Origin of the sequence: Paenibacillus sp. 2TAB26, from assembly GCF_052115145.1 — a bacterium.
In the GTDB taxonomy this organism is placed as follows: Bacteria; Bacillota; Bacilli; order Paenibacillales; family Paenibacillaceae; genus Pristimantibacillus.
In genome coordinates this window covers 41,594-64,540 of record NZ_JBFRGC010000003.1, presented here as the reverse complement: position 1 = coordinate 64,540, position 22,947 = coordinate 41,594, and the positions used below count along the sequence as shown (strand labels likewise).

At 44.9% G+C, this 22,947-nt stretch carries 12 protein-coding genes; 4 read left to right on the top strand and 8 right to left on the bottom strand.

Features of this window, described 5'->3' with window-relative positions:
* Positions 1-169: 169 nt before the first annotated feature.
* On the bottom strand, positions 170-1,222 hold the full coding sequence (locus AB4Z50_RS03335) for a GerMN domain-containing protein (RefSeq protein ID WP_441875698.1): 1,053 nt from the start codon (positions 1,220-1,222) through the stop codon (positions 170-172).
* Positions 1,223-1,353: 131 nt separating this feature from the next.
* On the opposite strand from AB4Z50_RS03335, the gene AB4Z50_RS03330 reads away from it, so the two are divergent.
* Both AB4Z50_RS03330 and AB4Z50_RS03325 read left to right on the top strand, forming a co-directional pair.
* On the top strand, positions 1,354-1,893 hold the full coding sequence (locus AB4Z50_RS03330) for a phosphatidylglycerophosphatase A family protein (RefSeq protein ID WP_076271639.1): 540 nt from the start codon (positions 1,354-1,356) through the stop codon (positions 1,891-1,893).
* A gap of 94 nt (positions 1,894-1,987) precedes the next feature.
* Positions 1,988-2,668, top strand: coding sequence for a TIGR00266 family protein (locus tag AB4Z50_RS03325; protein ID WP_076271638.1), 681 nt, complete (start codon positions 1,988-1,990; stop codon positions 2,666-2,668).
* Positions 2,669-3,820: 1,152 nt separating this feature from the next.
* Here the strand turns inward: AB4Z50_RS03325 and glpX are convergent.
* From glpX to AB4Z50_RS03300, 5 genes are all read right to left on the bottom strand, one after another.
* Positions 3,821-4,792, bottom strand: coding sequence for a class II fructose-bisphosphatase (glpX, locus tag AB4Z50_RS03320; protein WP_441875694.1), 972 nt, complete (start codon positions 4,790-4,792; stop codon positions 3,821-3,823).
* Between the two features lie 250 nt (positions 4,793-5,042).
* The gene (locus tag AB4Z50_RS03315; RefSeq protein ID WP_441875691.1) at positions 5,043-13,604 is read right to left on the bottom strand and encodes a carbohydrate binding domain-containing protein; all 8,562 of its coding nucleotides are present in this window, start codon (positions 13,602-13,604) and stop codon (positions 5,043-5,045) included.
* A gap of 164 nt (positions 13,605-13,768) precedes the next feature.
* Entirely contained in the window at positions 13,769-15,502 is a 1,734-nt protein-coding gene (locus tag AB4Z50_RS03310) for an extracellular solute-binding protein (protein WP_441875688.1), read from the bottom strand.
* Positions 15,503-15,629: 127 nt separating this feature from the next.
* Positions 15,630-16,508, bottom strand: a complete 879-nt coding sequence (locus tag AB4Z50_RS03305) for a carbohydrate ABC transporter permease (RefSeq protein WP_441875685.1) — start codon at positions 16,506-16,508, stop codon at positions 15,630-15,632.
* A gap of 23 nt (positions 16,509-16,531) precedes the next feature.
* A complete protein-coding gene (locus AB4Z50_RS03300) occupies positions 16,532-17,386 on the bottom strand; it encodes an ABC transporter permease (RefSeq protein ID WP_076268055.1) in 855 nt (284 codons plus the stop codon).
* Between the two features lie 268 nt (positions 17,387-17,654).
* On the opposite strand from AB4Z50_RS03300, the gene AB4Z50_RS03295 reads away from it, so the two are divergent.
* Together AB4Z50_RS03295 and AB4Z50_RS03290 are read left to right on the top strand one after the other, a co-directional pair.
* Entirely contained in the window at positions 17,655-19,388 is a 1,734-nt protein-coding gene (locus tag AB4Z50_RS03295; protein WP_441875682.1) for a sensor histidine kinase, read from the top strand.
* A 24-nt stretch (positions 19,389-19,412) separates the two neighbouring features.
* Positions 19,413-21,026 carry a response regulator transcription factor gene (locus AB4Z50_RS03290; protein ID WP_441875679.1) on the top strand — a complete coding sequence of 538 codons (1,614 nt, stop codon included), beginning with the start codon at positions 19,413-19,415 and terminating at the stop codon, positions 21,024-21,026.
* Here the strand turns inward: AB4Z50_RS03290 and AB4Z50_RS03285 are convergent.
* The gene (locus AB4Z50_RS03285; RefSeq protein WP_441875676.1) at positions 21,023-22,063 is read right to left on the bottom strand and encodes an MBL fold metallo-hydrolase; all 1,041 of its coding nucleotides are present in this window, start codon (positions 22,061-22,063) and stop codon (positions 21,023-21,025) included. The genes AB4Z50_RS03290 and AB4Z50_RS03285 overlap by 4 nt on opposite strands.
* Entirely contained in the window at positions 22,060-22,809 is a 750-nt protein-coding gene (locus AB4Z50_RS03280) for a class I SAM-dependent methyltransferase (RefSeq protein WP_441875673.1), read from the bottom strand. Before AB4Z50_RS03280 ends, AB4Z50_RS03285 begins: the two co-directional genes overlap by 4 nt.
* Positions 22,810-22,947: the final 138 nt, after the last annotated feature.

The following is a 22,947-nucleotide window of genomic DNA, read 5'->3' as shown; positions in this document are numbered from 1 at the left end:
GAAGCGGTCATGAATGTACAAATTCAGCTGATCAGTGGAAATTTTTTGCATGCTTGCTTCTGCTTAAAATAAACCGTTCAGACCTAATACATGCTAATAAATGCACAAAAGAGGCTTTTCAAAAGCGTTCACTTTTGATCGGCCTCTTTGTACATTCCGGAGTTATCTCTTATGACTTAATAGCATTGACGTGATGCGGTCTGCCTACAGGCTCGCTATAGGAGTTGTTCGCTTCGTCCGTAAAGTTAGATTCTCCATTTACTTTAATTTGAACCGTTGCTGCTTTCGTATTTTCAGTGATAGAAAGAACGAGTGCTTGAAGCATTTCGGACGGAAGCTTCTGACCTTGCTGATACGCTTCATCCTGCAAATCTACAGTGACAACATCACCTTCCTGTACAACATCCTTCACTTGTACATCCGGAAGGATTACACTGGTCAACTCTTTTTTGTTAAGCGGACCCGAAATGAGTTGTTCCAGCGCTGCTTTCGTCGGAGTCTCCGAGCGAGCGACTAATCTTGTAACTGGCACATAATATTGTTCGTCGTTTAATGTTTGAGCGGAGAAGTACAGCGTTACAGGCGTTGATTGCGCATAGTTCACACCGTCTGCCGCTTCGATATTAATGCCCACTGAACGTGTCAGCGTATTGTCAAGCGGGAAGCCGTCTTGTGGCATTTCTGGCAGCTTAGCGCCTTCATACCAAATTTCTACGCCTTCAATCCCCGGCATAGCTGTCAGAGTCCATGTGATCGCTTCAACGATCGTACGTTCGTCCTGTGGATTGTAGTCACTGAACGGCTCAGAAAATTCTACTTTAGCAAGCTTTTGCTCTTTATCGTATTTATACGATTTAATTTGAGTGCCTTGTGGGATAACTGCGCGGAAATCCTCAGGCAGCTGATTCGCGTATGCCCCATTCTCGACCATCATTTCCAGTGCCTTTTGTGCGGCTTGCTCATTCGCTCCGAGTGAGGTCTGAAGTGAGATTGGAGCCAAATAACCGTTACGATCTTCAAGGTATACTGTCATTTGCGCTTCTTCACCAACTCCGATTGCCTGTCCAGTTTCTGCACCTTCTACTCCATCCTTAACCTCAACCTGCGGCGGATCGATTGATTGGCTTGTCTGCTTGGAAAACAGACCACAACCCGAAGTAAGAATGGGCAGCACGAGAACCCCCGAAAGTACAGCACCCCTAATCCATCTTTTTTGAATCATATTGACCTTTCCTCCCTAATCAAGTTTTGCCTAGCGGCTTTGTACAACTCCTTATTTGTAGTACTATGTATACGAGCCCTTCCCTTTTTTAGACCAGTTTTGTCCATAAAATCCTAAGGGGGAACAAAAACATGTCCAATCCCGAAACTTATAGCCTCAACAGCCGCAAAGTGGCTGAGGCTACAGACGAATGGCTCCTCAAACGCGGAGTAACAAAGCTGGCTATCGCCGAGCTCGTACATTTTTTGCAAAAAGACTATTTCCCTGGCTTAACGCCAGAGGATTGTATCGTCCATATTGATGCCGTCCTATCGAAGCGCGAGGTGCAAAATGCCGTTTTGACCGGCATCCAGCTTGATATCCTCGCCGAGGAAGGCAAGCTTATGGCTCCGCTGCAGGATATGATCAAGCATGACGAGAGTCTTTATGGATGCGATGAAATTTTGGCATTGTCCATTGTCAATGTGTATGGAAGCATCGGGTTTACGAATTTCGGATATGTCGATAAGCTGAAGCCCGGCATTTTGGTCAAGCTGAACGACAAAACCGATGGAGAAATCCATACGTTTTTGGACGATATCGTTGGGGCTATCGCTGCATCGGCAGCAAGTCGGATGGCTCATCGCAGACAAGCAGAGCGCGAAGGTGTGACACAGCCTCCCCTTGACTAAATGGAATTTACGAGGCTTCGTTTTACATTGCGAGCTTAATGCGATGGATGCGAAGCAGATATTGCTTAAGCAAAACCTTTGAGGAGGTTAATTCATGAACTATGATATTTTTTATAAAGGCGCCTTTGCCATGCTGAAGGTGAGGCTCAATCCGGGCGAGAGCGTAAAAGCCGAAATGGGTGCAATGGTGTCCATGTCCCCTACCATCGATCTTAAAGGGACAACAGACGGCGGGTTTATGCGCGGACTCGGAAGAATGTTAAGCGGAGAGACGTTCTTTTTCCAAGAGATGACTGCAAATCGGGGTCAAGGTGAAGTCCACCTTGCCCCTCCTTCTCTCGGAGATATTGAAGCGATTGAACTCGACGGCTCTTATAAGCTTTATGTGCAAAAGGATGGTTTTTTAGCTGGCACCAGCGGCATAGAAGTCAATACAAAAATGCAAAACCTAGGCAAAGGACTCTTATCGGGCGAAGGTTTCTTTATTGTAGAAATCAGCGGCCGGGGCACGGTGTTTCTCTCCTCATATGGCGCGATCCATGCTCTAAACTTGAGCCATGGCGAAGAAGTCATCATCGATAACGGTCATTTAGTTGCTTGGCCTGGCTATATGAACTATACGATAGAAAAAGCGTCTAAAGGCTGGTTATCCAGCATTACGAGCGGCGAAGGTCTCGTATGCCGCTTCCGCGGTGAAGGTGTCGTTCTGATCCAAACGCGCAATCCATCCAGCTTTGGAACTTGGTTGAAAAAGTTCATACCAGGCGGCAACTAACGTACTAATAGTCAACATTAGCACTTCTACTTAGCATTTGAGTTACTTTTACGGAAGAAGTCCCATTCAGCTGTGAGCGCATTTACACACAATGAAGCACTAAAAGTAAGCAGCCACCTCACAGGAAAACTAACAAGAATAGCTTCCGCTACTCTCATTAGTGACAAACTTCATATCGGTTTACTAAAAAAACTCCCGCTTATTCGACAACATCTACTCTAAGGAGGGGATGTACTCGAATTGACGGGAGTTTTTTCAGTAATATGCCACCTCGCTCATCGAATGAAGAGTAACTGGAGTGTATCGAGCTCAGCATCGACATTTTGTAGGTGGGGGGGGCTTGGGGGCTTGGGGGCTTGGGGGCTTGGGGGCTTGGGGGCTTGGGGGCTTGGGGGCTTGGGGTTAGACTGGTTAAGCCCTCTCGCAGCACTAACGGACATAGGTTCCGCTATTATGGTGAATACAGCTCAAATTGAATTCTAACGGACATCAGATACGTTATTTATGGCGATTGAAGCGTAAACACGGCTTTTAAAGCCAAATAAGAGACTGTATGTCCGTTAGATCCTTAAAAATAGGGGATTCCAAGCAAATAACGGATCTGATGTCCGTTAATTCCTCTATGAGGAACGCTTTCGCAATAAAGGTTAATAGGAGCGTTTCCAGCTCGAAATCAATATTAGTTTTAGGTGGGGGTTCTGGGGGGGGCTTAGGGTTGATGGGGTCGATGGGGTCGWTGGGGTCGTTGGGGTCGTTGGGGTCGTTGGGGTCGTTGGGGTCGTTGGGGTCGTTGGGGTCGTTGGGGTCGATGGGGTCGTTAGGTTGACGAGATTAGACAAAGTTTGGCAGGTTAAGCTTACGCGCTCAGCTCTAACGGACATAGGTTCCGCTATTATGGTGAATACAGCTCAAATACAATTCTAACGGACATCAGATACGTTATTTATGTAAATGGAAACATAATCATGGCTTTTGAGACCAAATAAGAGACTGTATGTCCGTTAGCTCTTTAAAAACGGGGATTTCAAGCAAATAACGGATCTGATGTCCGTTAATTCCTAATCAGCTGAGTTATATTCTTGCTGCTCATTGTATTATTAGAATGTTATTTTAATAGTGGTCGGCCTTTCGGCCGGCCACTCCAGTGATCAATCAATTATCATTATTTAAAAATGTTTTATTCGGCAAATAGTGCATAGCACGTACGAATCGGATCGTTTTGGTCTTAGCGCGCATTACGATGGAATGCGTTTCTGCCCTCTCGTCAGGAAAATACTGTACTCCGCCCAAAAACTCCCCTGGCGTAACGCCTGTTGCTGCAAAATAAACATCGCCCGTTCCAATCATATCCTCCATCGTAAGCACGCGATACGGATCTTCTATCCCCATTTTCACGCAGCGATTATACTCGTTGCTATCCGCCGGCATCAGTCTTGCTTGCAGCTCGCCGCCTAAACACTTCAGCGCTGCCGCAGCCAGTACACCCTCTGGCGCTCCTCCTGAGCCTACATATAAATCAATACCTGCTTCAGGGAATGCAGGTGCCATCGCGCCTGCAACGTCACCATCCGACAAAAATTTTATACGCACACCCACTCGGCGCAGCACCTTGACGATCGCTTCATGGCGCGTCCTGTCCAAAATCATAACCGTTAAATCCGAAACTTTCTTGTTTAAAGCGTCAGCCGCTTTACGGAGCGTTACATCCATCGGATCAGTTATCGACAGCTTGCCAACAAGAGCAGGACCGAAAGCGAGCTTCTCCATGTACATATCAGGAGCATGCAAAAGCTGGCCTTTTCCTGCGACTGCAAGCACGGACATTGCATTGTTAAGTCCTTTGGCTACGATTTCCGTACCTTCCAGCGGATCAACCGCTACGTCAACCTCGGGGCCATTCAAGCTTCCTACTTCCTCCCCAATGTACAACATCGGCGCTTCATCCATTTCCCCTTCGCCTATGACGACAGTACCGCGTATGGACACTGAATCAAACATGGAGCGCATCGCAGATGTTGCTGCTCCATCAGCGCTATTCTTATCGCCTCTTCCCATCCAAGGCGCCGATGCGAGCGCAGCCAGTTCCGTTACACGTACAAGCTCTAATGCTAATTCTCTCTCCATGATCCAGTCTCCCTTTGCTTTCATATGACGGAATAAATAATTAGAACACACGTTGAGGTCATTTCCGTTATTTAATATGTAACATATATTTATATATGTCGCAATATATATTTACCATTCTTCATTAAATCATCATTAATAAACAAACGTTTACCTTAAGAGCAACCATCATACGTCAAAAAGACAAAAGAGCATACTTCACAGGATTCCCTGTAAAAGCATGCTCTCTTTATCACTCTAAATAAAACAGTTATTCATAAACCTCAATCTCAAAAAGTGATGGACCATATGGAGGAAGACCTTTTTCTGTCACTAAAATACGAACATACCTAGCCTCCGCACTGCTTGCAAGGGTGATCGTTTCAACAAAGTCTTCCGCTCTCAATTCTCTGTTCAAGGAATGTACCGGCTTCCAATCTGTGCTTGCTGCCGATAAGTCGCTTCCTGCTGCAGCAACTTGAATATCGATCGCTTTTCCATAAGCAGCTTCCCAAGTCAAAATGATTTTATTAATGGACTGAACTTTTTCCAAATCAATATAGAACCATTCTGCATGATACGGAGCTGTATTATTGTCACTCCATTTTGCTTCCCATCTTGTAACCTTATCGCCATCTGTTAGCAAATGAGCAGGAAAAACGGCATTAAAGCTTGATGCAACAGCTTGCTTGTTAAGCGCTAAGTTCACTAGCACTGGATTCGGAGTGGTTCCAGGATCCGGATTGCCTCCGTTTCCTCCTCCTTCGCCGCCGCTTACCCATGTGCCATACACTTCAAACTCCCACAGGGAATAACCGTAATTGGTGCCCCTAGCAGATCCAACCATTCGAATATGCCTTGCTTCTTCGCCGTTTAATGTAATGTTGTCGAGCCCGCCATTGCCTGCGGCTTCTGTGAATACATCCGTCCAGTCGCTTTCTCCTGGCGCTGCTGCCGAGGATACTTGCAGCTTATAAGCTTTTCCATATGCTCCCTCCCAGCTCAGGACAGCACTTTCCAGCTTATAGACTGCGCCTAAATCAATAGAAAGCCACTGAGGATCTGTTGACTCCGACTCCCATCTGGTACTGCCCGCTCCATCTACAGCGTTAGCTACTGGTTGATTGCCTGACGATGCAGTAGCAGCTTTATGAAGAGCAATGTTTGCGGCAGCCGTCTTCACCTGCTGCTGCACCTTGCTGATGCCGTATCCAGCTGCGGCAATGGTGATGAGATACGTTTTGACACTTGTAAATAAATCTGCATTAAGCATGATTTTTCCTGCCTCAACCGTGTAGCTGATGCTCTGTACAGCTGCACCGTCAATCGTAAGCTGCGTAATTGCGGCACGCCAAGCAGGGGAGTCTGCAAATGTCAGCTCAATTGTCTGTCCGACTTTGTTTTCAGTCGAATCGGCCACTAATACCGGTGGTGCTGCCACTTCACGAATAGCGACATTATCAATGTAAATCGTATGCTCACCATCAGGCGTAACAAAAGCACCATTTACGACGTTGCCAAGCAAAAACTTAAGAGTCATATCCACGTTGCTATTTGGCCGCAAACTTTTCTTATAAACAGCAGCTGAATCACCAGTCAGATTAAAATGTACGCTTTCAGTGTTGTTATATCCACCCAGCTCCACTGCAATCGGACGATTAACCGTTGACCATGCGTTAAAGGAAAGCTCGTAGGATTTGCCTGCCTCTAGCTTGATACTGCTTTGGTTAAACTGAGTAGACCAGCCGACAGGAACATTCCATTCTGGGTGCATGCCCCCATGGTAATAGATGTCAATTTGGGCAACACCATCTTTAGGTGTATATTTCGAATCTCCTCCATCACCAAACCAATGCACCCAGTTAGCTGACCCATTCGTCATTCCACCGTTTAGTACAAGGTTTCCATCTGCTGCAAGCATTAATTGATTAACACATGTATCCGCAAAGCTCGTCGATTTGACATTAATCGTATATAATTGATCGCTTGCAAAAACAGATTGATCAATCATGATGCTGCCAGGCTGAAGCGTATACTTTGCACCAGCAAGTACAGCTCCATTCACTTCAATTGCGCTAATCGCCGTTCTCCAGGCTTCGTTATCTACAAAACGGATTTCTACCGCATTCCCTACTAGGTTATCCGTTTTATCTGGTATTAAGGTTGGCGGGCGCAGCATTGGCGCATCCTTCACCTCCAGCACAACATTATCAAAGAAAATGTCATGCGGTGCAGCTGCACTTTTTGGAGTTTTGCCAAGTAAAAACTTAAGCGCAACATTATCATCGGTCATCATCTTAAATGTAAATTCAAAATGCTGCATCGAAGGTGTCAGCATCAAAGGTCCCGTATAAAAACGCCTTGTATAACCAGCATTTTCAAGAGCCGCTTCGATGTCGCGTGCTACCGTCGAACTCGCATCAAAAGAGAGCACATACGTCATCCCCTTGGAAAGCTTAAGGTTCGACTGGTTAAACATCACGTTCCAGGCTTCCCCTCCTACGTTTGTTACCGCTATTTTTGCAGCTCCATTCGATTCCGTGAATGCTGCTGTACCTCCTTGCGTAAACGGCTCCCAGCCGCTTAGCCCATTGGAGAAATCTCCATTCTTAAGCGGAAACAAATCGACGCCTGTAAAATCAACATTCAAATTTGTTGTGCGAATAAGCTCAATGTTATCCAGCTGAACCCCAGCGTTGCTGCCGCCTARCAAAAATTCAAGCTGCGCTTCCTCGTCTGTTACGTTAGGAGGCATCGTAAATGAGAGCTTATGCGAACTATTCGATGTATCTAGCTGAATCGCGTGTGGACCTGAATAAATCGTTGATCCGTCCTTGCTCTTAAGCTGTACGGTAATGGTCCGAGCGGCCGAAGCTTCTGCATCAAAGGTCAGCTCATACGAATCCTTTTGCAGCAGATTAATGCCCTGTTGGGTTATTTTTATAGACGAAGCATTAGTACCACCATCAGAAATATTAACGTTTAACCTGCGCAATAATGGATCTACACTGATGTCAGCAACAGCCGAATCCGTTATTTTTGTGTTCCAATAGAGCAGACGATCCATCGTCCCTAGATCAAAACCTCCATTGTAAATGTGATTGCCGTTATTCAGTGGAGCTTTTGCAGCACTTGGTTCAATTAACTCATTTATTTCCTCTAAATGAACATTTCCGATCCACACATCATTTACGTTTTGACCTAAATTGAATTCCAACCTTGCAGCAACATTTGTTTTGTCAGTCATGAGGAAGCGATACTCATAATGACCGACCTGATTCTTCAAGGATGCTTCAAAGTTGTCAGAATAAATTCCCCAGCCGCTGTTCGCATCGCCGCCAAACTTCAAGCTCATGCTGCGCGGCGCTGATGCCTTTGCATCAAAGCTAATTTTGTAGGCCTGGCCTTTAACAAGCGTCACATACTGGACAAGCTGCAAGGAATATGGCACATTCCCGCCATTCGAAATGTCTACTTTGGCAAATGGTGACCCGTCAATCTGATCAACCGAAACCTCACCCGCTCCGCCAAATTCAGCGCCATGAAGGAAATTCCAGTAATTCATATCTATTACCGGATTTTCTACTGTGATGTTCTTAACGCCATGAGTATAGGCAGGATCATAAATAAAATTGCCATCTACAGCCGCTTTCCCATTCTGCGGGAACGAATCCTTTACAAGCATCGGTTCAACAGGCACCTTGTAAGGTCTGCCAGTAAGCTCATAAGCACGCACATAGTCAATCTCCATCTGAGCTGACAACAAGGAAGGATCAGGCTTCAACCCGCCGTCATAATTGCCACCTACAGCTAGATTGAGAATAATGTAAAACTCCTTATCAAATGGTGCTGGAAAAGCATATTTTTCGGGTTGATCTGCTCCCCAGCTATTCCAATCATTAAGCGTTTGAAACAAATTTCCATCCACATACCAGCGCAGCTCACCTGGTTCCCACTCTAAAGAATAAGTATGGTAACCCGTGATGTCCTCACCTTGCGGAAATTCATACTGCGCACCGGTAATTTTGTTATTAGGAGCATTTTTGCCAAAATGAATGGTACCATCAACTTCACCTGGCACTCGTCCTCTAGCTTCCATAATGTCAATTTCACCTGAGGAAGCCCATCCTCCGTATTCACTGTCCTTCGGCATCATCCAAAACGCCGGCCATAAGCCTTGACCCGCAGGGAGCTTAATCCGCGCTTCGAATTTACCATAAGCTTTGCTGAAGGTTGGACTGGTCCAAAGCCGGCCTGACGTATATTGTTTACCGCCAAAATTTTCTTTTTTGGCTTCGATAATCATTTGGCCATTCTCGATCTTTATATTTTCTTTCTTATAAAACTGCAGCTCGTTATTGCCCCAGTCGCCTATGCCATACTCACTGCCGTTGCCAAGCTGATACGCCCACTTGTCAAGATCGACACCGTTTGTATCCAGATTATCTCCTACGCTGTCAAACTCATCATTCCATACGAGACTCCATATGTTTTTCTCTTGCATACTTTGGATCACTTGAGCAAGCTCATAACCAGTTGACCTAATCGTGATCGTGTATGATTTAACTGCACTGAATTGGGTCTTATCGATTGTTAGCTTTCCTGAGGCAAGCTGATATGCTTCTTTAGGAAGCTTCGATTCATCGACGAATACATCGGTTATCGCATTTCTCCAAGCCACATTATCATTAAAAGTAATGTCGATATTTTGACCCAATTCATTATCGGATACATCTTTTGAAACCACTGGAGGAAGCAGCAGCATAATATCATTTGAGCTGCGAGCCTTCTCGCCTGCTGCTTCCTTAGCTCCTTTCAGTTCAAGATGCACATTATCGATAAAGATGTCATGTGCCGCAGAAGGAGCATCAGGCTGCACTCCAAAAAGCAGTTTAAAGGTTGCGTTGTCATCCTTTGCCATAGTGAACTCGTAGCTGTACATTTTAGTAACCGTATTGAGCTGCACTTTTTCATTTAAGAATCGATTATAAGCGCTGTTCTCAACAACCGCTTCAATGGTTCGAGGCGATGTTGCTCTGGCCAAAAAGGTAACGACATACGTTTTGCCTTTAACAAGTGCCAATGAGCCCTGCTGCAAAACAATATCCCACGCATTCAAGCCAGCGTTTGCTATCGCGACTTTCACCGCACCATTATCATCAGTAATGGCTGCTCTAGAGGGGCCATCATAAATGCCCTGAATATGTGTGCTCCAATCCTGCATTCCTGCATCAAAATATCCATTTTTGATCAAGAAGGCTTTACTTCGTGCATCCTGCTGCTCCACATGTATGTTGTCAACAAATACATCATGCTCGCCAATTACAGCTGCACCGTCCAGTTTACCTAGCAGCAGCTTAAACGTCGGCGTAATGTCGCTCTGAACAAGCAGCTCGTAGGTGAACGTTTGTTTCGTCTGCGTCAATTGCACCTTTTTGGACAAATAACGCGTGCTGCCTACTTCAATAACAATTTCCATTTCACGGTTTTTGGATGAACTTGCATCTAACGTCACCGTATACGTTTTGCCTTTAAATAGATTAATATTATTTTGCATCAGCATGACGTCCCAAGGATTAACACCTTCGCTCGCAATCGCAATCTTCATCTCTTCATTCTGAGCGTTAAAGTCCGCGCTTGAGCCCCATCCGTCATAACGTCCCTGCACATGCTCGCTCCAACTCACCTTGCCACTCGAGAAGTCGCCATTTTTCACTGGAAATTGATCTGCCAGCACCAATTCGCCCGTGTTGTTGTTAGTCAATCGAATCAACTTAATATCGTCTAAATAAATGTCAGCCTGATGGCCGCCTAATAAAAATACCAACTGTCCATTACTATCGTTGGACTGCTCCATCGCAAACTGAAATGTATACTCCTTCATCTCGGAGGCAAGCGAGATCGTCTCTGGAGCGGCATAGGCCGTACCATCTGATTTGTACACACCAATCTGAATGGTGCGTGCAGTAGCTGCTCTAGCCTTAAATGTTACCTTATAATCGTTTTCTTTCAGTAGATTGATACCCGACTGCGTAAGCGAAATCGACTTCGGCTCTGTTTCGCCATCAAGATTAGATATTTTAAGTTCTCTAGTTTCAGCATTCACCGATGCTGCAGCGTTGCCTCCAGCCTTATTGAAATTCCAATAAGTCAGACGATCGATTCGACCTAGGTCGAAGCTGCCGTTATACACATGATTGCCGTTCAACGGCTCTTTAGGGTCGTTATCATGAAACGGATCTGGGGAGGCTGTTTCTTCAACCTTCACATTTCCGATCCAGACCGGATTCGTGCTTAGTCCAAGGTTGAATTCGAGTCTAGCCAGCGTATCCGTCTCGGCACCCATTTGGAATACCATTTCATAGGATTGGATATTATTTGTCAGCTTTACATCCATAATATCGGAGTACGTCGTCCAGCCGCGTGTTTCTCCGCCGCCAAATTTGACGGTCGCATTTCGATTTGCATTCGATTTGGCGTCAAAAGTGAGCTTATACCATCTGCCTTTACCAAGCGTTACATTCTGAATGAGTTGAACCGCATGTATGGCATTCCCGCTGCTCGTAATATCTGCCTTGGCAAAATTCACACCATTTAAGGCTTCAACAGAAATCGAGCCGTTACCTTGGAATGTGCTTACATGTACAAAATTCCAATAATTCGTATCTAAAGCTTGATTCGCCTCAGCAATGGTTGTGAACGGCTTGCTGTAGCTATTATCATGAATAAAATTACCTGCAATCGGTTCTTTATATTGATCTGGATATGGCTCTGAGTCGACGCTAGGCTCTACAGGCGTCTTATACGGCCTGCCAGTTAGTTCATAGACACGAACATAGTCGACTTCCATTTTCACTGGCAGCAGCGATGGGTCAGGTGTTATCCCTCCGTCAAAATTACCGCCAACGGCCAAGTTCAAAATCATGTAAAACGGCTTATCAAACGGAGCGGGAAACGCATATTTTGCAGGTTGATCTGCTCCCCAGCTATCCCAATTATTAAGCTTCTGGAATAATTGTCCGTCAACATACCAGCGTATTTCACCAGGCTCCCACTCTACACCGTAAGTGTGATAGTCGGTAATATCCGTTTCTTCTCCAAAAATGTAATCTGCACTTTTTGACTTGTTTGCCGGCCAGTTTTTACCGTAATGAATGGCTCCGCCGACTTTATCCGGTAAGCGGCCGCGCGCTTCCATAATATCGAGTTCTCCAGATGAAGCCCAAACCCCATACTCGCTATCCTTCGGCATCATCCAGAAGGCAGGCCAAATGCCATTGCCTACCGGCAGCTTCATGCGAGCTTCAAATTTTCCATACGTTTTATTAAAGGTAGGCTCTGTATATAGTCTGCCTGATGTATATTTCTTGCCGCCAAAACCATCATCGTCAGCGGTGATCGATAATTTCCCGTCCGCTACCTTAATGTTTTCGGAGCGATAATACTGTTCTTCATTGTTCCCCCAGCCATCAAGGCCATATTGAGAGCCCGTGCCTAACTGATAAGCCCATTTGTCGAGGTTAACGCCGTTTGTATCAACGTTGTCGCCACTTCCATCAAATTCATCATTCCAAACAAGCTCCCATTCATCCACAGGTGCTGTTGTTGGTGTCGCCGTCGGTTCTGTCGTAGGCGAAGGTGTCGGTGAGTTTGTCGGTGCTGCTGTTGGAGTTGGTTGCGGAGTCGTTTGACCGCCACCACCGCTTTGACCTGAGCCAGTCGGTTGTCCTGTTTTTACAATTCCGTTTTGAACAAAGACATCACTGCTTTTGCCTAAGCTATTGCCATTTAATGTCGTGCTTGAACCTGTATTAACCATTTGATTTACAGTACCATTTACCTGAATTGCCGTTCCTTCAGCTGTATCCGAAATCGTAAGTAATTGACTGCTTGCTCCAGCATCAATTTGTATATCAGATCCCGTTTCCACATTTAGCTGCTGCACCTGCGAAGAGCCTGTGAGTACAACGTGTACTTTTCCATAAGGCTTATTCACAATAAGCTTATTCAGCTTCGAATTTATAAAATGAATGCTGTTGATTCCGCCCCCATTGATGTAGACCGTTCCTTTCACATCCACATCCGTTAAAAAGACATCGCCTTCGCCAATTCCCTGCGTTAAGAACAAATCCTTATCGATAACAGATTTGTTGATCTTTACTGCCGCTGTATTTACGACAGCATTTCCGGCTATTTTCAAATTTTCATAGGTGCCGGCTGCATTAATGATTTCACCAGCAATTCGGTCAAGCAATGTGATGGCCTCTGCACGAGTAATCGGTTTTTTCGGCCGAATGGTTTGATCCGGATAACCCGTTATGTATCCTCCTGCCAGCAGCTGCTCTAACGGTGCTTTTGCATAAGCTTGTACTTGATTATAATCCGTAAAGCTAGATAGCTGATTCCCATCTACCGCAGCCTGCTTAAACAGTTCGGCTGTTATTTTCGCAGCCTCCTGCCTCGTAAGTGGTGCGTCAGGCTTAAAGCTGCCATCGGGGTAACCGGTAATCACTCCAGCTTCCAACGCAGCAGCAACCTGCTTGCTGTACCATGCGTCAGCGGCTACATCTGTAAAGGTATTCGAGCCTTTAGCTTCAAACTGAAAAATCGCATGAACCAGCTTTGTAAATTCAGCTCTCGTCACTTGACGATCAGGCTGCAAGCTCCCATCCGGATATCCGCTAAGCATCCCCTTAGAAATCCATTTTTCCAGCACTTTCTCGCCCCAATGCGCCGTTCCCTTCTCATCTGTGGCTGTCGCCGCACTGACAGCCGGCAAGCTGCTTGTGAGCATCATGAACACCAATATTATGGAGATAAACCGTTTATTCATGCTTCTCCTACATCCTTTCCGAATTATGAAATAAAATGATAACGCTTACTTGTCTTTTCAAGGAAACAGCCTGCCCCTTACAGCTAAATGATAAACTGCAACGTGACAGACTGTTTTCTCTATCTATTAAACTTTTACATGATGCCTCAGCTGAAAATAACTCCTTATTTTACGCTGTTGTACCAATCGTTAACTTCTTTTGTAATTTGTTCGCCGCCTGATTTTTTCCAGTTTTCAACCATTGTGTCGAACGAATCTACCGGTTGTTGCCCATATACGATTTTGCTGAACGTTTCATTAAGCAGCTTGTTCAGAAGCTCGTTTTTGCTTTGCATCGTTTCCGTCAAAGGACCCATGTAGTAGTTTTTCATGCGGATCGAGTTTTGGTCCATAACCACTTTCATGGCATCTGTATTCTCTTTTAGACGTGTATTAAACTCTTGTTTCTCGTATGGCGTTACCGGCTCTGCGCCGCCAGCAAGCTTAACATGCGTTTCTGCATAAAGAGTAGGAATACGAGCGCCTTCAAAAGTGAGCGTGTAGTAGAGCGGTGGTGCTGTTTGATCCTTCAAACCAGGGAATAGGTCTGGGTATTTTGCAATATCTGCAGTAATAGAGCCGTCTGGAAGTGTTGCATAATCATAACCTTCTGCGAAGCCCTTCTCGAATTCGCTGCCCGGCTGCGGGTTAGCCATATTATCGAAGAACCAGTTATAGTAGTGCAAAATAGCTTCAGGATTTTTAGCTTTTTTGTTTACGAATACATAACCATTTGCTGGCGGGTTGCCGCCTGCGGAACCAATTTTGCCGTCTGGACCAGCAGGAATTGGATACGCTTTATATTTTGCGCCAGGAACGTTGTTCAGAAGATCTGGGAAAGGCCATGCTGGAAGCCAGTTTGGTCCAAAAATAATTCCCGCTTCGCCTTTAGTAAACAATTCCGAGCCCGTTGATTCATCAAGCAGTGCTGAATCTTGTGAAATGTAGCCTTTGTCTAACCATTCTTTTAATTTTGTTAATGCATCTTTAGCTGCTGGATTGATCGAACCATGTGCCAAAGACCCATCCGCTGCTTGATTCCATTGACCAGGCATTGTGCCATAAGCGCCAAACACGAAACCGATATCAGTCATCCAGTTAGCGAAGCCATTTTTGAAGCCTGTTGCAAGACCAATTGTATCCGCTTTGCTGTCTCCGTCTGGATCATTCTTAACGAATGCTTCCATAACCGTTTCCATTTCTGCAAGCGTTGTTGGAGCCTTAAGGTTAAGCTTTGTCAGCCAATCCTCACGAATCCACATAACATGATCTGCGTTGTAGGCATAATCTAGAATAGGCAAGGCCATTTTGTCAGCGCCCCGGCTAATTGGCAGCCAGATGGTTGGATCAAGATCAAGGCCTGCTTTGTAAGTATCATTCGCGTATTTGTCGACCAAATCGCCTACCGGCATAAATTGACCGGAGTCGATCAACATATTAACCGTTTCCATATCTCCGCGGTAAGTGACAACATCCGGCATTTCCTCACCTGATGACAACATAAGGCGAAGCTTTGTTTTGTAAGCATCATTCGTATTCGTTACAACCCAGTTGTATTTAATGTCAATGCCAAGTCTTTCTTTGATAAGACGAGTATGAACATTATCCTCAATGGACTCGCCTTCTTTGAAGATTGAACCATTTTGGTTAAGACCCCAAACTGTCGTTAACGTAATTGGTGTCGTATACTTGCCATCCGCAAAGCCTTCAGTGCTTCCTTCTTCAACCTTGGCTGGTTCGTTGCTCGCTTTGTTTGTTACTGCCGGACTGTTAGTCCCCTTGTTCGTGTTGGTTCCAGAACAAGCTGCGATTGCGAGCATAAATGATAGTACCAATAAGACCGAAAGCGACTTCTTCATGCCTTTACCCCCGTTAGTTAATTTTTGTTATTATTAACGATATTTGTAATATCGCTTGTTACCAATATACAGCTCGCTTTACAGCTCCGAAAGACCACAATTTTGTTATTGATGCCTTTTTCTTGCACTATTCTTTGACAGCCCCCATGATGATGCCTTTCACGAAATATCGCTGTAAAAAGGGGTATACAAGCAATATCGGCAACGTACCAATGAAGATTTGCGCGGATTTAACGGTACGCTGCGAGATATGCTTAAGCTCGTTGACATCGGGATTTATTTTATTAAAATCCTGCTGCACAATAATCGTTTGCAAGAAGGTTGCTAATGGATATTTTCTATAATCTGTAATATATAACAATCCATCAAACCATGAATTCCAATGAGTTACCATTGTAAACAATGAAATCGTAGCTAAAGCCGGCATTGAAATGGGTAAAAATATACTCCAAAGCGTTCGGAACTGTCCCGCTCCATCCATGAGCGAAGCTTCCTCCAGCTCCTTCGGTACTGCCCGAAAAAAGTTCATTAGAAGCACCATATTAAATACGTTGATCGCCCCTGGCAGAACAAGCGCCCAAATCGAGTTCATTAAATCCAAGTTGCGAATAAGCATGTACGAAGGAACAATACCACCACTGAACAACATCGTAAAGAGAAAATACCACGTATAGACCGAACGGCTCTTAAATGTCCGTCCATCTTTGGATAATGCATAACCCGCTAGAATCATCAAAGTCATGCCGACGAGCGTGCCGAGCGCCGTACGCTTAAAACCTACAAAAAGAGCATTGTGAAAATTATCGTTATTCAGCGTTTTGGAATAGGCTTCAAAGTTGAAGCCAATCGGCCATAGCTTGACCAGATTCGCGTTGGCTGGTGAGCTGGCGCTTAAGCTTACAGCTAGAATATGAACGAGCGGAATAATACAAGAAATACAAATGACCGCAAGCAAAATATAGTTAAATACTGAAAAAGCTTTATAACCTGTTGTTTTGTGATACATGCTTTTTCTCGCCCCTCTCTTTCCTAGAAAATTCGATAACCTGCGTATTTGTATGCCATTCGGTAAGAGAAGACGATCATGATCAAACCGATTAGAGATTTAAACAAACCAACAGCTGTTCCAAAGCTGTATTGACCATTCAATATCGCTGTCCGATAGACGAACGTATCGATAATGTCTCCCTTATCGTATACAAGCGAATTGTATAGATTGAAAATTTGATCGAAGCCCCCGTTCAAAATATTGCCGAGGGACAACGTGCCTACGACAACCGCGATTGGAATCATCGACGGAACCGTGATGTGCAGCGTCTGCTTCCAGCGCGTGGCGCCATCCACCTCAGCCGCTTCGTACAATGAAGGATTTACACCCGCCAGTGCCGCAAGAAACACGATGGTGTTAAAACCGAAGTTTTGCCAAATATCGCTTACGATAACGGTAAAACGGAACCAATCCCCGTTCCCAAGCCAGAATACAGAATCTATGCCGAGACTGTTGAGCGTCTGATTCACGATTCCTTTACTGCCCAGCATGTCAGTAAGGATCGCACCTAAAATTACCCATGATATAAAATGCGGCAAGTACACCAAAGTTTGTACCACTCGCTTGAACAGCATTTTTCGAACCTCATTAAGCAGAATCGCGAACGTGAACGGCACGATTAAGCCAAAAACGATCTTTAAGCCCGAAATGATTAACGTGTTCCAAATGACCTGTTTGCTGTCTGGATACTCAAACATAAAGCGGAAGTGCTCCAGTCCAACAAGCTTCGAATGAAACATGCCGTTATAAGGTTTAAAATCCTGAAAGGCCATAATTAACCCGCTCATTGGTACATAAGCAAATATAAAGGTAACAATAGCCGCCGGAAGCAGCATGAGATGCAAGGGCCAAGTACGGCTAAATAGTTCTCTCGCTCTTTTATCCTTTTGTTGTCTTTGTTCTGGTTCTTGCTGCAGCGGTTTGTTTAGCGCACTTTCCACTGTTCTGCCCCTTTCCAAACAAAATTTGATTTGAGTTTTTTCATCTCTCCTGTATGATTAATTTTACCAGCAGTCTCTCCTGTTCTATAGACCACGATCTTTGGAAGCATGCCATTTTGTTTACTTATGTATCATTATTTTCATAAAAAGAGAGGACTCCAGCATGCGTTTAAGAGAAAACACATTTGCCAAAATGATTACATTGATCGTCCTTTTGCTTATCCCGATCATTATTTTGTATACGCTTTCTATACGGACAAGCATCGGAGTTATCACGGAAGAAATGAAATCGTTGAAGCAGAAGGACATTACATTTCTAGCGAGCGAGGTTGATAAAAGCGTAACAACGCTTTCGACGCTTGGCTTTCTGCTCAGCGAAGATATCCATATCCAGCAGCTGCAAAATTTACATTTAATTGAAAGCACATACCAGCGAAACGATGAGAAGCTGCGCATTCTCGAGAGGCTTCGCCTGCTCAATGTCGCACAGCGTTGGGATACGCAATACAGCATTACAGCGCCGGCAAGCAAGCAGCTCGTCTCAACAAATACGTATCTCTCGTATGATCTCGAATCGATCAAAAAAATATTGACCCCGACCTGGAAGTATGAGGAAATGACGATTCAAAACATAAAGCAAAATCGTTTCGTACGCCATATCGTCAAGCCAAAAAGCAAAATCACAGATATAGAGAAAGCCGGTATCATCGTTGAGATTTCTTTTCCAGAGGAGCATCTCATTAAAGATTTGGATACGTTCAAGCTGGCAGGCAAAGGCGATCCGTTTCTTGTCCATTCCGATGGGCGCATGATAAAAAATAAAACGGCCGATAAAGAAATGACCAAGAGCATTCAAGCGCTGCTCAAAAAAATGACCGTCCCAGAAGCGTCCAATCAAATTATGACGATAAATGGGGATGATTTTCTCGTCACCTCTGCGCATGTAAAAACGTTGGATTGGTATTTGATTGACTACGTACCGCTTGCAAATGTTTTGAAACCTATTGTCAAAAGCCAAAATTTATTTTACGGCTCCGTCGGTTTGCTGCTCATTATGAGCTTGCTCGCAGGTTATTTGCTTTATCGAAATGTACAGCGCCCAATCGGTTTGCTTATTCGGAGTGTGAAACGGCTGCAGGAAGGCAACTATTCCGCAAGAATAACGGTAAACCCCAAAAATGAATTCACTTATTTATTTCAAAGATTTAACGATATGGCTGCGAATACGGAACAGCTTATTCAGAAGGTTTATGTGGAGGAGCTTCGCAGGCGTGAAGCCAATGTAAAGCAGCTGCAATCCCAGATTAATCCGCATTTTTTATACAATTGTTTCGCGCTCATACGCAGCCTCGCTAGGCTGGATAAAAAGGAATCTGTCATGCGGCTTGCCATGCACTTGTCTACCTATTATCGCTATACGACAAGGGTCGAGAAGCTGACCGCAACGCTGAGGGAAGAGCTGCAGCTTGTTGAGAGCTATTTGGAAATTCAACAATTTCATATCCAGCACCTGTCCTATCGCATCGAGGTGCCTGATTCGATGCTTGGTGCTCAGATTCCGCGTCTGCTCCTGCAGCCTGTCGTTGAAAACGCGGTGCTGCACGGGATTGAACGATTTGACGGTGATGGGCTCATCACCATTTCCGGTGAAAGCAATGATCGCTATCACACGATTATTGTAGAAGATAACGGGATGGGGATGACGGACGAAGCCCTTCGAAAGCTGGAGAAAAAAATTATCAATCCGCCTGATGATACGAGCGGCTGCGCGCTGTGGAATATTAGGCAGCGGATGCTGTTCCAATTTGGTTCTGAGGCATCAATCAGCTTCCGAATTCGCGAAGAAGGCGGCGTTGCTGTGTACCTGTCTTGGCCGCATGAAAACTATGCCAACTAGATGAATGAATAGGAGCTGTTCACCATGTATCAACTTTTAATTGTCGATGACCAGCCTGATCTCGTAGAGGATTTAGCCAGTAATTTACCATGGAGCTCAGTTGGCATTGATTCCGTCTATCAGGCACACTCTGGGCGGGAAGCACTTGATATTATGCAGGCTACGCCTATTGATATCGTCATTACAGATATTCATATGCCCGGCCTCTCCGGCCTTGATTTAATCGAGCAAATCAAAGCATCATGGAGCAATGTGAAATGTATTTTATTGTCCGGCTATAATGATTTTGAGTATGCCCAAAAAGCACTTCAGTTCCAAGCAAGCGACTATTTGCTGAAGCCTGCTGAAGATGAAGAGCTGCTGCAAGCCGTTCAGAAAGCAGCTTCCCAGCTGGAAGAACATTGGAAGGAGGTCAGCTCGCATCAAAGCGCGCTAACCTCTTTGAAAGAAAATGTCCCTATTTTACGAAATCATCTTCTGCTCTCACTTCTGAAGGGACAGGCCTACAGCGACGAAAAATTAAAAGAAAAACTCGACATTCTGAACCTCGCTTTTCATCCAAAAGAACCATATTGTATGATGCTTATGCGGATGGAGGACTACTTCTATGAGCAAAGCGAACGTGACAGCTCGCTGCTTGAATACGCCGTGTGCAACATCGCGGAGGAAATATTTACAGAGGAATATAGGTTATGGCATACGAAGGACGAGCATGGCTACTTTGTATTTCTCATTATGGGCAAAGAAAATCAACGCCAAGAGCAAGCTTCCATGCTGCATCTCATTGAGCAAAAAGCAGCACAGCTTCAGCATTATGTGAAATTGTATTTAAAGGGGACCGTATCGTTAGTCATTACGAAGCAGGATGTATTTCCGCTTGAGCTTCGTGAAACCTATGATTTCTCTCTTATCAACTTTAGACAGCGCATTGGCAGTGAACGCGGATTTCTCCTCACACTGACAGAGGAATCACAGCAAGGAGAAGCGAACTCCCTCTCTCATTTATACAATCCGCCGCTGCTTATTCATTTGCTTGAGGCAGGACAATGGGACGCGATCGAGGAGAAACTAAATCTTGCGTTTGAGGAGCTGGAGCTTAAATGGGGCGAGTCGCATGAGCATATTTTGGAAACCTATTTCATGATTGCAAGCTCTTTAAGTTTCTCCATTCATAAAAACAAGCTGTGGATGTCCGACATTATGGGATCTGAGTTCAATCAACTGCTTAGCGGTCCCCACTTTCATACGATTAAGCAGCTTCGCACTTGGACGTCTGGCATACTTGATAACTATAGAAGCCATATGACTAGCAAAGTACAGCATTCTCGTTCCAGTACGATTCAGAAGGTTCAAGAATATGTTTCAAGCCATTTAGAAGACGCTTCACTGCAATCGATTGCTTCCCATGTATTTCTGAATCCGTCCTACTTGTCAAAAATATATAAGCTGGAAACCGGCGAAGGCATAAGCGACTACTTATCCAGATTGAAAATGGAGACGGCAGCGCATATGCTTCGCACGACAACAGACAAAATTTACGAGATAGCAGCTAAAGTCGGTTATTTGAAAACGAGTTATTTCATAAAGGTGTTCAAAGATCGATACGGCATTACCCCGCAGGAATTCCGTGATCGTTAAGCGGTGATCGCAAAATAATTATAAATGCCATCTTTTTCAGTAGAAGAGATTCGAGCTTGACGCTCCAAATATACCAAATGCGCAAGTGTCTCCGACATTGCAAATCTCAGCTGATGCGCATTCCCGTTCAGACGATTGCCGAATAGAGCCTCGCACATGCCATAGGCGGTGCGGGGCTCTTCTTCGAGCATCCGAACCATTTTGTCTAGCCTCCGTATATGATGCTGCTGCAGCTCCAATATCCTGCCATGGAAATCGGTAAAAGGATCCCGATGTCCTGGAAAAGCCAATTGAACCTCATAATGAGCAAGCTCCTGCAAGCTGCCCAGAAATGCTTCCAATGGATCGCCATCCTCACCGGGCACTATGCTCACATTCGGGGTAATATGAGGCATCACCTGATCTCCGCATACCATCCATTTGCGTTCTTTCTGATAGAAACATAGCTGACCATTTGCATGACCAGGCGCGTCAATTAGAAGCCAGCTCATTCCGCCAATTATGATTTGATCTCCCGCTTCGATATAGGTTACCTCTGGTTGAGGGGATACCATCTTCACAAAGGTTTCAAGATTTTGCGCAATAGCCTCTCTATGCTGAATCGGCATACCATGCTTCGCATATAGAGCCTGCAGCTGCTCGCCGAACTCACTTTTTTCTCCCCACAGCCTAATCGCATAGTCATGTGCCCTGCGTGAAATAAATACAGGCGCCCCGCTTCTCTCTTGCACATAACCAGCGAGGCCATAATGATCGGGATGCTGATGCGTCAAAATGATTCTTGTAACATTGCTCCACTCCAGGTTATGATGCTGCAAGACTTTATCCCATACCTGAATGGCTTCGTCCGTTCGCAGTCCCGGATCAATGAGCGTATATCCCTGTTCTTCGGGTATAAGATAGCTATTAACCCACTTGAGGGAAAAGGGAACCGGGACCTTTACCTGCAGCCATCCTTCCTGCCACGAAACCGTATGTAAAGACTCCTGTTCATTTGAAGACGGCATGCTGCTTGAATCCTTGTTTTCAAATATCATCTTTTAGCTCTCCCTGTCATAATCATTCGCGGAGAAGCCTCTGGATCGTATTTCGAACCATCGTAATTGCCGTACAGCTTGTCTATTCTAAGACTGCAAGCATCTAGATTGTTTTCGAACCAGTCTAGGTTGTACAGCCTTACCTGTTCTAAATACTGTCTTGGCTTCTCTTCTTTTTCCGGATTGAAGATTGAAATGCCCTTCTGCACCCAACCATTTGCAATGGATCTTGCCTCTTGTATAAGCAGACCTGTCTCCTCATCGATACGTTCCGATCGGGGCACCAAGGTTTGAGCCACATAAATAGGATTAAGGAAATCGATTAAAAAACAACCGTCTGTACGCAGCACTCTCCGAATATGCCGAAGCACGCTCACATTGTCTTCCTCTGCTGTGAAATAGCCAAATGAGGTAAATAAATTGACAGTCGCGTCAAAACGCTCCGCCTCAAACGGCAGCTCCCGCATATCCCCTTTAACCCATTCAACAAGTCCATCTTCATCATGACGATGAGCTTCATCAAGCAATGCAGTCGATAAATCCATACCTGTAACGGTGTAACCAAGATTTGCTAAAGCGAGTGAATGCCTTCCCATTCCACAGCCTATATCAAGTACATGAGAACCTTCCGCCAGCTCTAGCCAAGCGATCATTTTGGAAGCTTCTTTATTTGCATTTTCCCAATCGCGATGTTTGTAGACAAGCATATAATCGGAGCCGAAGCTCTGTTCGTACCATGGTTTCATATTAATGCTCTCCTTCATCATGGTCATGCGAATTGCTTGCGAATGATGATCACTTTATTGTACTTGAATTCCAACTTACTGGCAAAATCGAATCAAATAAGGATAGTTTTCAAATTATACGTGCAAACTATGGAAGCT